Origin of the sequence: Enterobacter cloacae complex sp. SHL021, from assembly GCF_049237765.1 — a bacterium.
Taxonomy (GTDB): Bacteria; Pseudomonadota; Gammaproteobacteria; order Enterobacterales; family Enterobacteriaceae; genus Enterobacter; species Enterobacter cloacae.
In genome coordinates this window covers 205,700-219,679 of sequence record NZ_JBMKJG010000007.1, presented here as the reverse complement: position 1 = coordinate 219,679, position 13,980 = coordinate 205,700, and the positions used below count along the sequence as shown (strand labels likewise).

The following is a 13,980-nucleotide window of genomic DNA, read 5'->3' as shown; positions in this document are numbered from 1 at the left end:
AGGGTGTCATGGTTATCTCGAATCAAGAGTATTCCCGTCGTCGTCAGGCGCTGCTGGCAAAAATGCAGCCCGGAAGCGCTGCGCTGATTTTTGCCGCGCCCGAAGTGACGCGCAGTGCCGACAGTGAATACCCCTATCGCCAGAACAGCGATTTCTGGTACTTCACCGGGTTCAATGAACCGGAAGCGGTACTGGTGCTGATCAAGAGCAATGACACCCACAACCACAGCGTGATTTTCAACCGCGTACGGGATCTCACCGCGGAGATCTGGTTTGGTCGCCGCCTGGGGCAAGAGGCCGCGCCCGCGAAACTGGGTGTGGACCGTGCGCTGGCGTTCAGCGAAATCAACCAGCAGCTCTATCAGTTGCTGAACGGGCTGGATGTGCTTTACCACGCGCAGGGTGAGTATGCGTACGCCGATGAGATAGTCTTCACCGCGCTGGATAAGCTGCGTAAAGGCTCCCGGCAGAATCTCTCCGCCCCGGCCACGCTGACGGACTGGCGCCCGGTGGTCCACGAGATGCGCCTGTTTAAATCGCAGGAAGAGCTGGACGTGATGCGTCGTGCAGGCGAAATCAGCGCGCTGGCTCACACAAGGGCGATGGAAAAGTGCCATCCCGGCCTGTTTGAATATCAGCTGGAAGGCGAGATTCACCACGAGTTTAACCGCCACGGCGCGCGTTATCCCTCTTACAACACCATTGTCGGTGGCGGTGAAAACGGCTGCATTCTGCACTACACCGAAAACGAAAGTGAACTGCGTGACGGCGATCTGGTGCTGATTGATGCAGGCTGCGAATATCAGGGCTATGCGGGCGACATCACCCGTACGTTCCCGGTGAACGGTAAGTTCACCCCCGCGCAGCGCGAAATTTATGACATCGTTCTTGAATCTCTTGAAACCGCGCTGAAGCTCTATCGCCCCGGTACCTCCATCCAGGAAGTAACCGGCGAAGTGGTGCGCATCATGATTACCGGCCTCGTAAGGCTCGGGATTCTGAACGGTGATGTGGATACCCTGATTGCTGAAAATGCGCATCGCCCCTACTTTATGCACGGCCTGAGCCACTGGCTGGGGCTGGATGTGCATGATGTGGGCGCGTATGGTTCAGAACGTTCTCGCGTGCTGGAGCCGGGTATGGTGCTGACCGTTGAACCGGGGCTCTACATTGCGCCGGATGCCGACGTGCCGGAAGCGTACCGTGGAATTGGTATTCGCATCGAAGATGACATTGTCATCACCGAAACCGGTAACGAAAACCTGACCGCGGGCGTGGTGAAAAACGCCGATGACATTGAGGCGCTGATGGCAGCGGCACGCCCATGAGCGTGATTATCGTTGGTGGGGGGATGACGGGAGCTACGCTGGCGCTGGCCATCTCGCATTTGACGAAAGGGCAACTTCCGGTCCATCTGGTGGAGGCCGTGGCGCCAGAGGCGTCCGACCATCCCGGTTTTGATGCCCGCGCCATTGCCCTGGCTCAGGGGACCTGCCAGCAGCTCGCTCGAATTGGCATCTGGCAGGCGATTGCGGATTGTGCGACGGCAATCAACACCGTTCACGTCAGCGATCGTGGCCATGCCGGGTTTGTGACGCTGGACGCGCAGGATTACCGCATTGATGCCTTAGGTCGGGTGGTTGAACTTCACGACGTCGGGCTGCGTCTGTTCCGTTTATTGCAGGATGCCCCGGGCGTGACGCTCCATTGCCCGGCACGCGTCGCCAGCTTCAGCCGCAGCGAAGCGGCGGTCAGCGTGACGCTGGAAAACGGCACGGTTCTGGATGGCCAGCTTCTGGTCGCCGCCGATGGTTCACGTTCTGCGCTTGGCACCCAGTGCGGCGTGGAATGGCGCGCCCAGCCTTACGGACAGGTCGCCGTTATTGCTAACGTTTCTACGGCGGGAGAACACAACGGCAGGGCGTTTGAACGTTTCACTCAGCACGGCCCGCTGGCCATGCTGCCGATGTCAAACGGACGCTGCTCGCTGGTGTGGTGTCATCCCCAGGATAAAGCGGCTGACGTTGAGGCCTGGTCCGACGACCGTTTCTGTACCGAACTGCAAAAAGCCTTTGGCTGGCGGCTGGGGCGTATTACCCATGCGGGAAAACGCGCTGTTTACCCGCTGTCGCTGACCACGGCATCTCAGTCCATCTCCCATCGCGTGGCGCTGGTCGGCAATGCCGCGCAGACGTTGCACCCAATCGCCGGGCAAGGCTTCAACCTTGGGCTACGCGACGTGATGAGCCTGGCAGAGACTCTGTCTCAGGCGTGGCATGAGCAAAAAGATTGCGGTGCGTATCCGGTGCTCAGCCATTATCAGAAGCGACGCCGGGCCGATAAAGAAGCGACTATCGGCGTCACCGATGGCCTGGTACATCTGTTTGCCAATCGCTGGGCACCGCTGGTTGCAGGCCGCAACCTTGGGCTGATGGCGATGGAATTATTCATTCCGGCACGTGACGTGCTGGCGCAGCGGACCCTTGGTTGGGTCGCGCGTTAAGGAGTTATCATCGTGCAAAATGTTGATGTCGCCATTGTGGGCGGCGGAATGGTAGGGCTGGCGCTGGCCTGTGGTTTAGAGGGCAGCGGTCTGCGCGTGGCCGTGCTGGAGCAAAATCTGCCTCAGCCCGTTGCGCACGATGCGCCGCCGGAACTGCGCGTCTCGGCAATCAATGCCGCCAGCGAAAAACTACTGACGCGCCTTGGCGTCTGGTCAGATATCGTGGCGCAGCGTGCCAGTTGCTATCACGGAATGGAAGTGTGGGATAAAGACAGCTTTGGCCATATCGCGTTTGATGATGAAAGCATGGGCTATAGCCATCTGGGTCATATCATCGAAAATGCCGTCATTCACCATGCGTTATGGCAAAAAGCGCAATCCTGCAGCGATATCACCCTGATGGCGCCCGCGCAAATCCAGCAGGTGGCATGGGGCGAAAACGAAGCGTTTCTCACCCTGCAGAGCGGCGACATGCTTACCGCGCGGCTGGTGGTGGGCGCGGATGGCGCAAACTCGTGGCTGCGTAACAAGGCGGATATTCCCCTGACCTTCTGGGATTATCGTCATCATGCGCTGGTAGCAACCATCCGTACTGAAGAGCCGCACGGCGGCGTTGCGCGCCAGATTTTCCATAACGACGGTATTCTGGCATTTCTGCCGCTGAGCGATCCGCACCTGTGCTCGATCGTCTGGTCTCTGGTGCCGGAAAAAGCACAGCTGATGCGCGAGGCGACGCCAGAGGCGTTTAATCAGGCGCTGTGCATGGCGTTTGATAACCGTCTTGGTCTGTGCACCCTTGAGAGCGAACGCCTGGTATTCCCGTTGACCGGCCGTTACGCGCGCCAGTTTGCGGCGCACCGTCTCGCGCTGGTGGGTGACGCGGCGCATACCATTCATCCGCTGGCCGGACAGGGAGTTAACCTTGGCTTTATGGATGCGGCAGAGCTGGTGAATGAGCTGCGCCGTCTGCACCGCGAAGGTAAAGACATTGGCCAGCATCTCTACCTGCGTCGCTACGAACGCAGCCGCAAGCACAGCGCGGCGGTGATGCTGGCAGGCATGCAGGGCTTCCGCGAGCTGTTTGCCGGGGCAAATCCGGCGAAAAAACTGCTGCGCGACATCGGCCTGAAACTGGCCGACACCCTTCCGGGCGTAAAACCTCAACTCCTTCGTCAGGCGATGGGTCTTAACGATCTGCCCGACTGGTTACGTTAATCTCGATCCCCGTCACACTTTATTTACCCGGCCTCTGCGCCGGGTAAATATCCTCGTTTGAAATAATCTAATTTCACGCCATTTTTCGCATTAGATAATCTAATCTGGCTATTTTTACGTTACGGAAATTTGGCCCGTTTTTCCGCATGAAATATCACCATGTGCTAAATATTGTTAGATCGTTGTTAATTTTATGCGGGTTGAATCGCATTTTACCAGTGAATAACTCTGTAGGCTTTTCAGCGTTTTTTGGTCATAAGCTAATGTGATGACCTGTTTTACCTTATGGTTAACCGTCGGTTTCGGTGGTAAGTTCAGGTAAAAGAGAACGTTTGCGTCGGTGCCGAATGACGGGGCCGATACCGGGATTCACGGTGAATTTTTCAACGAGGAAAAGATGGCTCAACAGACTCCTTTGTACGAACAACACGTGTTATGCGGTGCACGTATGGTGGACTTTCATGGCTGGATGATGCCGCTGCATTACGGCTCCCAGATTGATGAACACCACGCAGTGCGTACCGATGCCGGTATGTTCGACGTCTCCCACATGACAATTGTCGACCTGCGCGGTAGCCGCACCCGGGAGTTTTTGCGTTATCTGCTGGCAAACGACGTCGCAAAACTGAAGACGCCAGGTAAAGCGCTCTATACCGGCATACTAAATGCCTCTGGCGGCGTGATTGACGACCTTATCGTCTACTACTTCACTGAAGATTTCTTCCGCCTCGTTGTAAACTCCGCCACCCGCGAAAAAGACCTCTCCTGGATTACCCAACACGCTGAACCGTATGCCATCGACATCACCGTCCGTGATGATCTGTCGCTGATCGCCGTACAGGGGCCGAACGCGCAGGCGAAAGCCGCCACGCTGTTCAACAACGAGCAGCGTGAAGCCACCGCTGGCATGAAGCCGTTCTTCGGCGTGCAGGCGGGCGATCTGTTTATCGCCACCACCGGCTATACCGGTGAAGCGGGCTATGAAATTGCCATGCCGAATGAAAAAGCCGCCGACTTCTGGCGTGCGCTGGTGGAAGCGGGCGTCAAGCCAGCAGGACTGGGCGCGCGCGATACGCTGCGTCTGGAAGCGGGCATGAACCTTTATGGTCAGGAGATGGACGAAAGCGTCTCTCCACTGGCCGCTAACATGGGCTGGACCATCGCGTGGGAACCGGCTGACCGCGAATTTATTGGCCGTGAAGCGCTGGAGATGCAGCGCGAAAAGGGCACTGAACAGCTGGTTGGCCTGGTGATGAAGGAAAAAGGCGTGCTGCGCGGCGAACTGCCGGTACGTTTTACCGATGCAGACGGCAATCCGCGTGAAGGCGTGATCACCAGCGGTACCTTCTCCCCGACGCTGGGCTACAGTATTGCACTGGCACGCGTGCCGGCCGGCATTGGCGAAACGGCGGTGGTACAGATCCGCAACCGCGAAATGCCGGTCCACGTGACCAAACCGATTTTTGTTCGCGCCGGTAAGCCGGTCGCCTAATCATTTTTATCAGGAGAACTTCAATGAGCAATGTGCCAGCAGAACTGAAATACAGCAAAGAACACGAGTGGCTGCGCAAAGAGGCGGACGGCTCTTATACCGTTGGGATCACCGAGCACGCGCAAGAGCTGCTGGGCGACATGGTGTTTGTTGACCTGCCGGAAGTGGGCGCGACCGTTAGCGCAGGCGATGACTGCGCTGTCGCGGAATCTGTTAAGGCGGCATCCGATATCTATGCACCGGTGAGCGGCGAAATCATTGCCGTCAACGACGCGCTGAGCGACTCCCCGGAACTGGTCAACAGCGAACCGTATGAAGGCGGCTGGATCTTTAAGATCAAAGCCAGCGACGAATCACAGGTTGCTGCGCTGCTGGATGCCACCGCATACGAAGCCCTGTTAGAAGACGAGTAAGCCATTATCCCTCTCCCTTCGGGAGAGGACAGGGGTGAGGGTGCCCATCTTCCCCTCACCCTAACCCTCTCCCGGTGGGAGAGGGAACTTATATTCACTGCACGTTTCAGGAACCATCGCTCATGACACAGACTTTAAGCCAGCTTGAAAACCGTGGCGCCTTCATTGAACGTCACATAGGGCCGGATGCTCAGCAACAGCAGGAGATGCTGAAGACAGTTGGCGCGGATTCATTAGACGCACTGATCGGCCAGATCGTGCCAAAAGACATCCAGCTTGCCACGCCACCACAGGTGGGCGAGGCGACGACTGAATTTGCTGCGCTGGCAGAATTAAAGGCCATTGCAGCCCTTAACAAGCGCTATAAGTCTTACATTGGCATGGGTTATACCAACGTGCAGTTACCGCCGGTGATCCTGCGCAACATGCTGGAAAACCCGGGCTGGTATACCGCGTATACCCCCTATCAGCCGGAAGTGTCCCAGGGCCGTCTGGAAGCGCTGTTGAACTTCCAGCAGGTGACCCTGGATCTGACCGGTCTCGACATCGCCTCTGCGTCTCTGCTGGATGAAGCGACCGCCGCGGCAGAAGCCATGGCGATGGCGAAACGCGTGAGCAAGCTGAAAAACGCCAACCGCTTCTTCGTGGCGGCGGATGTTCATCCGCAGACGCTGGACGTGGTACGCACTCGTGCGGAAACCTTTGGCTTCGACGTGATTGTCGATGATGCCGACAAAGTACTGGATCACCAGGATGTCTTTGGCGTGCTGCTACAGCAGGTGGGCACCACCGGCGAAGTGCATGACTACAGCGCCCTGATGACCGAACTCAAATCCCGCAAAGTCGTTGTCAGCGTCGCCGCTGATTTTATGGCACTGGTACTGTTGACGGCGCCTGGCAAACAGGGTGCGGATATCGTCTTCGGCTCTGCGCAGCGCTTCGGCGTGCCGATGGGTTACGGCGGCCCGCACGCGGCATTCTTTGCGGCAAAAGATGAATTCAAACGCTCCATGCCTGGCCGTATTATCGGTGTGTCAAAAGACGCTGCCGGTAACACTGCGCTGCGCATGGCGATGCAGACGCGTGAGCAGCATATCCGCCGCGAGAAAGCGAACTCCAACATTTGTACCTCGCAGGTTCTGCTGGCTAACATTGCCAGCCTGTATGCGGTGTTCCATGGTCCGGTTGGCCTGAAACGCATCGCCAGCCGCATTCACCGTCTGGCCGATATTCTGGCCTGCGGTCTGCAGCAGAAAGGCCTCAAACTGCGTCACGCTCACTACTTCGACACCCTGTGCGTTGAAGTGGCGGACAAAGCGGCGGTGCTGGCGCGTGCTGATGCGGCGCAAATCAACCTGCGCAGCGACATCCATAACGCGGTCGGCATCACCCTCGATGAATCCACCACCCGTGTAGATATCGTCAACCTGTTTAACGTGTTGCTGGGCGACGCGCACGGTCTGGATATTGATACGCTGGACAAAGAGGTCGCGCTCGACAGCCGCTCAATTCAGGAAAGCATGCTGCGTAACGATGCGATCCTGACGCACCCGGTCTTTAACCGCTACCACAGCGAAACCGAGATGATGCGTTACATGCACTCTCTGGAGCGCAAGGATCTGGCGCTGAACCAGGCGATGATCCCGCTGGGTTCCTGCACCATGAAGCTGAACGCGGCGGCGGAGATGATCCCTATCACCTGGCCTGAGTTTGCCGAGCTGCACCCGTTCTGTCCTGCCGAACAGGCGGAAGGGTATCACCTGATGATCAACCAGCTCTCCGACTGGCTGGTGAAACTGACGGGTTATGACGCGCTCTGCATGCAGCCAAACTCTGGCGCGCAGGGTGAGTACGCCGGTCTGCTGGCGATCCGCCACTATCACGAGAGCCGTAACGAAGGCCACCGTGATATCTGCCTGATCCCAAGCTCTGCCCACGGCACCAACCCGGCCTCCGCCCAGATGGCGGGGATGGAAGTGGTCGTGGTGGCGTGCGATAAGAACGGCAACATTGACCTCGCTGACCTGCGTGCGAAAGCCGAACAGGCGGGCGATAAGCTCTCCTGCATCATGGTGACCTACCCGTCGACTCACGGCGTGTACGAAGAGACCATCCGTGAAGTGTGTGAAGTGGTGCATCAGTTTGGTGGCCAGGTCTATCTCGACGGTGCGAACATGAATGCGCAGGTGGGCATCACCTCGCCGGGCTTCATCGGCGCGGACGTTTCGCACCTGAACCTGCATAAAACCTTCTGCATTCCGCACGGCGGTGGTGGCCCGGGTATGGGGCCAATCGGCGTGAAAGCGCACCTGGCACCGTTTGTTCCAGGCCATAGCGTGGTGCAGATCGAAGGGATGCTGACCCGTCAGGGCGCGGTGTCAGCGGCACCGTTTGGTAGCGCCTCTATCCTGCCAATCAGCTGGATGTACATCCGCATGATGGGCGCGGAAGGGCTGAAAAAGGCAAGCCAGGTGGCGATCCTGAACGCTAACTACATCGCGACCCGCCTCAAGTCGGCCTACCCGGTGCTCTACACCGGTCGTGATGGCCGCGTGGCGCACGAGTGCATTCTGGATATTCGTCCGCTGAAAGAGCAGACCGGCATTAGCGAGCTGGATATTGCCAAACGTCTTATCGACTATGGATTCCATGCGCCAACCATGTCATTCCCGGTTGCGGGTACGCTGATGGTGGAGCCAACGGAGTCCGAGAGCAAAGCCGAGCTGGACCGCTTTATTGATGCGATGCTGGCCATCCGCATGGAGATCGACCGCGTGCAGGACGGCGAATGGACGCTGGAAGACAACCCGCTGGTCAATGCGCCGCACACGCAGCATGAAATGGTGGCGGAGTGGAATCACGGTTACAGCCGTGAACTGGCGGTCTTCCCGGCCGGTGTGGCAAACAAATACTGGCCAACCGTGAAACGTCTTGATGACGTCTACGGTGACCGTAATCTGTTCTGCTCCTGCGTACCAATGAGCGAATACCAGTAATCGTGTTGATGTAGTAACGTAGGCCGGGTATGGCGAAGCCGCCATACCCGGCTTTTTTATTGGGAGAAAAGAATGGGTATTGCACTTGTAACAGGCGCCAGCCGCGGTATCGGTAAAGCCACCGCGCTGCAGCTGGCAAACGAAGGCTACACCGTGGCGGTGAATTATCACCACAATATCAAGGCTGCGACGGACGTTATCAACCAGATCGTCGGGGCGGGCGGTAAAGCCTTTGCCCTGCGCGCAGATATTAGCGATGAAGCGCAGGTACTGGCGATGTTCGACAGTCTTGACCGAGAAGCTGAGCCGCTGACCGCGCTGGTGAATAACGCCGGGATCCTGTTTGAGCAATCCACTATCGAAAATCTTTCGGCTGAACGCATTAATCGCGTGCTGGCAACCAACGTCACGGGGTATTTCCTTTGCTGCCGTGAAGCGGTAAAGCGTATGTCGCACAAACATGGTGGCAAAGGTGGGGCGATTGTGAATGTCTCCTCCGCGGCGTCACGACTGGGCGCGCCGGGTGAGTATGTGGATTACGCGGCGTCCAAAGGGGCGGTGGATTCACTGACAACCGGGTTAGCGCTGGAAGTGGCGGCGCAAGGTATCCGCGTTAACTGCGTGCGCCCTGGGCTTATCTATACCGACATCCATGCCGATGGTGGAGAGCCGGGACGTGTGGATCGCGTTAAGTCGTTGCTGCCGATGCAGCGCGGCGGCCAGCCTGAAGAGGTAGCCCAGGCGATTGTCTGGCTGCTGAGCGAGAAAGCGTCGTACGTGACGGGCAGTTTTATTGAGTTAGCGGGCGGGAAGTAAACCCCTTACCCTAACCCTCTCCCCAAAAGGGAGAGGGGATCAATCGTAGCGCCGCCCGGCGTTACAGAGTTAAAGCGTCTCACCGTTACTGGCAATCACACCTTTATACCACTCGAAGCTTTTCTTACGCGAGCGCGACATGTTGCCCGTGCCGTCGTCGTGCTTGTTCACGTAGATAAAACCATAGCGCTTGCTGTACTGGCCGGTGGTGAACGACACGCAGTCGATACAGCCCCACGGCGTATAACCCATCAGGTCCACGCCATCGTGCGTCACGGCTTTGATCATCTCTTCCACGTGAGCGCGCAGATAGTCGATGCGGTAATCGTCGTTGATGCTGCCATCTTCTTCCACTTTATCGTAGGCGCCAAAACCGTTCTCGACGATAAACAGCGGTTTCTGATAACGCTCGTATAGCTCACACAGAGAGTAGCGCAGACCCACAGGGTCAATCTGCCAGCCCCAGTCAGAGGCTTTCAGATGCGGGTTGGGCACGCTGCCTTCAAAGCCTGAAATTGCATCGCCGGTACCGCCTTCTGCTTTGACGGCGTTAGTCATGTAATAGCTGAAACCTAAGTAGTCGCAGGTACCTTCACGCAGGATCTGCTCATCACCCGGCTCCATGTTAATGGTAAAACCACGGCGCTCCCACTCATTCAATACATAAGACGGGTAATAACCGCGCAGCTGAACGTCGGTAAAGACATAGCGTTCACGCATGGATTCCTGGGCAAACATCACGTCCTCCGGTTTACAGGAGAACGGATAGAGCGCCACCATCGCCAGCATACAGCCGACCTTCATTTCCGGGTTAATACGACGCGCAGCTTTCACTGCCAGGGCGCTTGCCACAAACTGATGATGCAGCACCTGGTACATAGTCTCTTCCGGGTTGTCGTGCTCGGTATAGACCACACCGGAGCAGCAGTAACCGAACAGCGGGGCACGCCAGTTACGCTGGTTGTTGATTTCGTTGAAGGTCATCCAGTATTTGACCTTGTTTTTGTAACGCTCGAAGACCACTTCCGCGAAACGGACAAAGAAATCGACCACTTTACGGTTGGTCCAGGCGCCATATTCCTGCACCAGGTGCAGCGGCATTTCGAAGTGGGAGAGGGTGATCACCGGCTCGATGTTGTACTTCAGCAACTCATCGAACAGATCGTCGTAAAACTTCAGCCCTTCTTCATTGGGCTGCGTTTCGTCACCTTTCGGGAAGATGCGCGTCCAGGCGATAGAGGTGCGGAAACATTTGAAGCCCATCTCGGCAAACAGCTTGATGTCTTCTTTGTAGTGGCCGTGAAAGTCGATGGCCTCGTGGTTTGGGTAGTATTTACCCGGTACCACTTCCTGGGTGATTTCACGGGGAACGCCATGCGCGCCACCGGTCAGCACGTCACAGATGCTCGGCCCTTTGCCGCCTTTGTTCCAGCCGCCTTCCACCTGGTGAGCAGCAACCGCGCCGCCCCATAAAAAATCTTTTGGTAAGGTTAATTTTTTCATCGTTGCTATTCTCAATTCATGACTTATTGGAATCGAGTCTAGCAAAGCGACATTAAATGTCACGATATAACAATTTGCCTGAATTGTAATTTGTTACATGCAAAAAACAGGATGTTTTATTCTGTTAATTTCTTCGCCAGTTTACGCCCGAGCGACTCCAGAATATAAATAACGGGGATTTGGGTGGTGATATCATACACGCCTGCAATACGCGTCTGGGGAACATGCCAGGAGAGATTAAAATCGGCCAGTTTTGCCAGCCGCGAGTGCTCATGGCTGGTAATGGAGAGTACCTTGCAGTGATGCAGGCTGAACTGGCTGGCGAAGCGCAGGATCTCTTCCGTTTCACCGGATACCGACAGTACAATCGCCAGCGCATTTTTGGCCATATCATTGGTCACCGGGAAATAAGGATCGTCGATATGGTTGCTGAATTTACCGATATTAGAAAAGAAGCGTGCACCATATTTTGCCAGCGAGCCTGAGGTCCCCGCACCGACAAAGATAATTCGCTCGGACGATAATATTATCTCCACCGCTTCATCTAATAATGTATCGAACTCTTCATTATTAACGCTTTTAAAGAAGCTGATAATTTCACTGGCACCAAAATTTATCTGCTGAGGTTCGTTCTGCTCCAGGTAGAGCTTAAAGCGTACGCGGAATTCAGAGTAGCCTTCGCAGTTGAGTTTGCGGCAAAAGCGCAGGATAGTGGTGGTGGAGACACCTGCCGCGTCCGCCAGTTCGCGGATAGTCATGTACATCACTTTGTCACGATTTTTGATGACATAGTTGTAGACCATCATCTCCAGATTATTGAGACTGGCAATGGCGGCGTGGGTGAACATACTCACAGTGGCATAACTCTCATTCAGACCTCATTGACTCATCATAACATGCAGCCAGAGGGCAGGATCCATTTTTATGCCTTTGATTCATAATGATTAAATTTTAATGTGAACAAATGTAAGGTGAAACTGTTTTTTATATATATGATTTTTATATATAAATTATGGATTGAAATTATTTTAGCTAACAGGTGTTCACTGGAATCATTCTCAGTTAGCATAGTCATGCGATGAATAATCATCTTTCGTTTTCCCGGAGTTTTGTATGGTGAGCAGACCATTAATCGCACAGGGATATTCACTGGCTGAGGAAGTAGCCAACAGCATCAGCCACGGCATTGGCCTGGTGTTTGGGATTGTCGGTTTAGTGTTATTATTGGTGCAGGCGGTGGACACCAACGCCAGTGCCATGGCCATTACCAGCTACAGCCTGTATGGCGGGAGTATGATCCTGCTGTTTCTGGCGTCGACGCTGTATCACGCCATTCCGTATCAGCGGGCAAAGATATGGCTCAAAAAATTTGACCACTGCGCTATCTATCTTCTTATTGCAGGCACCTACACGCCATTCCTGCTGGTGGGTTTGAACTCACCGCTGTCGCGTGGCCTGATGATTGTGATCTGGAGCCTGGCACTGCTGGGGATCCTCTTTAAGCTGACCATTGCGCACCGGTTTAAGGTGCTGTCGCTGGTGACCTACCTGACGATGGGCTGGCTGTCGCTGATAGTGGTTTATCAGCTGGCGATTAAGCTGGCGGTAGGGGGCGTGACCCTGCTTGCCGTAGGCGGCGTGGTCTACTCGTTGGGCGTCATTTTCTATGTCTGCAAGCGCATCCCTTATAACCATGCCATCTGGCACGGCTTTGTACTTGGGGGCAGCGTGTGTCACTTCCTGGCCATTTATTTGTATGTGGGGCAGGTGTAGTTTTTACATCTTGCGGCCTGTTGCCCTCACCCTAACCCTCTCCCACAGCGAGAGGGAGAACACCAAAACCGTAGGCCCGGTAAGCGCAGCGCCACCGGGCGATACAGCATCACTCTTCCAGTGAATACGGCAGCGGCTCAATACTCAAGGTGTTGGCATCATCACGCACGCGGAACACGCTGTCGGCTTCCATGTCGTTGTTCATCACCGCCTGCACCAGCAGACGGCCATCATCCAGTTGAACGGCGGCTAGCACGGTGCCGGTACGGCGCCAGTTTTCACCCATCTTCAGTTCTAAATCTTCACCTGCTTCCGGTACACGGCTGGCGTGACCCGCCAGTGTCCACAGCGCGCGCTTATTCGCGCCGCGGAATTTTGCCCGCGCGACCATCTCCTGGCCGGTGTAACAGCCTTTTTTAAAGCTGATGCCGCCCAGCGCCTGCAGGTTGGTCGCCTGCGGAATAAACTGCGCGCTGTTGGCCGCGTCAATCACCGGCAGACCCGCTTCAATGTTCAGTGCCAGCCACTGTTGGCTGTTATTGAACTGGGCTTCACCGCGCAGGGCCTCAGTTACGCGCTCGGCGGTCGCGGCGTCGGTCACCAGCAGGAAACGCTCTGCAGGATGTTCAAACCACAGGATGGAGGTCTCACCTTCGCTAACCAGCTGTTTTTCTGCATCCGGCAGTTCGTTGAACAGGTTTTTCAGCGCGGCACGCGCCTGGAAACCGGCCACGCCCAGCAGCACGTGCTTGTCATCTGGCGCAATGGTGACTTTAGAAAAGACCGCGTATTTCTTCAGCTCTTTAAGCTGGTCATCACGCAGGCTGCGGCGCTCAATAAAGGCAAAGCCATCCTGACGGCGGAACAGACGCAGGTTGCTCCACATTTTGCCTTTTGGATCGCAATGCGCAGCCAGCAGGTGCTGATGTTCGGTCATCTGGCTCACGTCTGCCGTGACCTGGCCCTGAAGGTATTTTTCGGCGTCGGCACCAACGAGTGTGGCCAGTGCCCAGTCATCAAGAGAAATAAGCGTCAGCGGCAGACGCGCAGAGGCGGCGGGCTGGCGAGGAGAAAATGGTGTAAATGCCATAACGGTATCCTGAATTGCTTAACGCTTTGATAATGCCTAATGGTAAAAGAGACTACAGCCATTGCAAGCGCTTTCAGCAGGCCATTCGTGCCATAACGCAGCAATGCGTAGCGCCACGCAATATAGTGTAATCCGCTGTCTTTATAGGGGTTATTCTGGAAGCCCGCTTCAGCTTCGCA

11 protein-coding genes are annotated in these 13,980 nt (G+C 55.9%); 8 read left to right on the top strand and 3 right to left on the bottom strand.

Annotated elements, in window-relative coordinates; genetic code table 11:
- The first annotated feature begins 14 nt into the window (after positions 1-14).
- The 7 genes from pepP to ACOTZF_RS09540 all read left to right on the top strand — a co-directional run bounded on the left by pepP (position 15) and on the right by ACOTZF_RS09540 (position 9,435).
- Positions 15-1,328 (top strand): Xaa-Pro aminopeptidase, encoded by a 1,314-nt coding sequence (pepP, locus tag ACOTZF_RS09570; RefSeq protein ID WP_104668930.1) that lies wholly within the window; start codon positions 15-17, stop codon positions 1,326-1,328.
- Positions 1,325-2,503 carry a 2-octaprenyl-6-methoxyphenyl hydroxylase gene (gene ubiH / locus ACOTZF_RS09565; protein WP_020687080.1) on the top strand — a complete coding sequence of 393 codons (1,179 nt, stop codon included), beginning with the start codon at positions 1,325-1,327 and terminating at the stop codon, positions 2,501-2,503. The genes pepP and ubiH overlap by 4 nt, the downstream gene beginning before the upstream one ends.
- A 12-nt stretch (positions 2,504-2,515) precedes the next feature.
- Positions 2,516-3,718, top strand: a complete 1,203-nt coding sequence (gene ubiI / locus ACOTZF_RS09560; protein WP_061771668.1) for an FAD-dependent 2-octaprenylphenol hydroxylase — start codon at positions 2,516-2,518, stop codon at positions 3,716-3,718.
- Between the two features lie 397 nt (positions 3,719-4,115).
- On the top strand, positions 4,116-5,210 hold the full coding sequence (gcvT, locus tag ACOTZF_RS09555; protein WP_061773042.1) for a glycine cleavage system aminomethyltransferase GcvT: 1,095 nt from the start codon (positions 4,116-4,118) through the stop codon (positions 5,208-5,210).
- A 23-nt stretch (positions 5,211-5,233) separates the two neighbouring features.
- The gene (gcvH, locus tag ACOTZF_RS09550; RefSeq protein WP_013098622.1) at positions 5,234-5,623 is read left to right on the top strand and encodes a glycine cleavage system protein GcvH; all 390 of its coding nucleotides are present in this window, start codon (positions 5,234-5,236) and stop codon (positions 5,621-5,623) included.
- Between the two features lie 122 nt (positions 5,624-5,745).
- Positions 5,746-8,619, top strand: a complete 2,874-nt coding sequence (gene gcvP, locus ACOTZF_RS09545) for an aminomethyl-transferring glycine dehydrogenase (protein ID WP_029883155.1) — start codon at positions 5,746-5,748, stop codon at positions 8,617-8,619.
- A 72-nt stretch (positions 8,620-8,691) separates the two neighbouring features.
- Positions 8,692-9,435, top strand: a complete 744-nt coding sequence (locus ACOTZF_RS09540; protein WP_013098620.1) for an SDR family oxidoreductase — start codon at positions 8,692-8,694, stop codon at positions 9,433-9,435.
- Between the two features lie 69 nt (positions 9,436-9,504).
- Here ACOTZF_RS09540 and ACOTZF_RS09535 read toward each other — a convergent pair whose 3' ends face one another.
- The gene (locus tag ACOTZF_RS09535; protein ID WP_038983905.1) at positions 9,505-10,938 is read right to left on the bottom strand and encodes a 6-phospho-beta-glucosidase; all 1,434 of its coding nucleotides are present in this window, start codon (positions 10,936-10,938) and stop codon (positions 9,505-9,507) included.
- Between the two features lie 116 nt (positions 10,939-11,054).
- Entirely contained in the window at positions 11,055-11,786 is a 732-nt protein-coding gene (locus ACOTZF_RS09530) for a MurR/RpiR family transcriptional regulator (protein ID WP_020687085.1), read from the bottom strand.
- A gap of 265 nt (positions 11,787-12,051) precedes the next feature.
- On the opposite strand from ACOTZF_RS09530, the gene trhA reads away from it, so the two are divergent.
- On the top strand, positions 12,052-12,711 hold the full coding sequence (gene trhA / locus ACOTZF_RS09525) for a PAQR family membrane homeostasis protein TrhA (RefSeq protein WP_048970648.1): 660 nt from the start codon (positions 12,052-12,054) through the stop codon (positions 12,709-12,711).
- Between the two features lie 109 nt (positions 12,712-12,820).
- On the opposite strand, the gene ygfZ is transcribed toward trhA, so the two are convergent.
- The gene (gene ygfZ, locus ACOTZF_RS09520; RefSeq protein ID WP_129253273.1) at positions 12,821-13,801 is read right to left on the bottom strand and encodes a tRNA-modifying protein YgfZ; all 981 of its coding nucleotides are present in this window, start codon (positions 13,799-13,801) and stop codon (positions 12,821-12,823) included.
- Between the last annotated feature and the right edge of the window lie 179 nt (positions 13,802-13,980).

Bases quoted from the DNA above. Each gene is read 5' to 3' on its own strand.
- ACOTZF_RS09535 (WP_038983905.1), bottom strand. From the start codon at position 10,938: ATGAAAAAATTAACCTTACCAAAAGATTTTTTATGGGGCGGCGCGGTT.
- ACOTZF_RS09530 (WP_020687085.1), bottom strand. From the start codon at position 11,786: ATGTTCACCCACGCCGCCATTGCCAGTCTCAATAATCTGGAGATGATG.
- trhA (WP_048970648.1), top strand. From the start codon at position 12,052: ATGGTGAGCAGACCATTAATCGCACAGGGATATTCACTGGCTGAGGAA.
- ACOTZF_RS09540 (WP_013098620.1), top strand. From the start codon at position 8,692: ATGGGTATTGCACTTGTAACAGGCGCCAGCCGCGGTATCGGTAAAGCC.
- gcvP (WP_029883155.1), top strand. From the start codon at position 5,746: ATGACACAGACTTTAAGCCAGCTTGAAAACCGTGGCGCCTTCATTGAA.
- ubiH (WP_020687080.1), top strand. From the start codon at position 1,325: ATGAGCGTGATTATCGTTGGTGGGGGGATGACGGGAGCTACGCTGGCG.
- gcvT (WP_061773042.1), top strand. From the start codon at position 4,116: ATGGCTCAACAGACTCCTTTGTACGAACAACACGTGTTATGCGGTGCA.
- ygfZ (WP_129253273.1), bottom strand. From the start codon at position 13,801: ATGGCATTTACACCATTTTCTCCTCGCCAGCCCGCCGCCTCTGCGCGT.
- gcvH (WP_013098622.1), top strand. From the start codon at position 5,234: ATGAGCAATGTGCCAGCAGAACTGAAATACAGCAAAGAACACGAGTGG.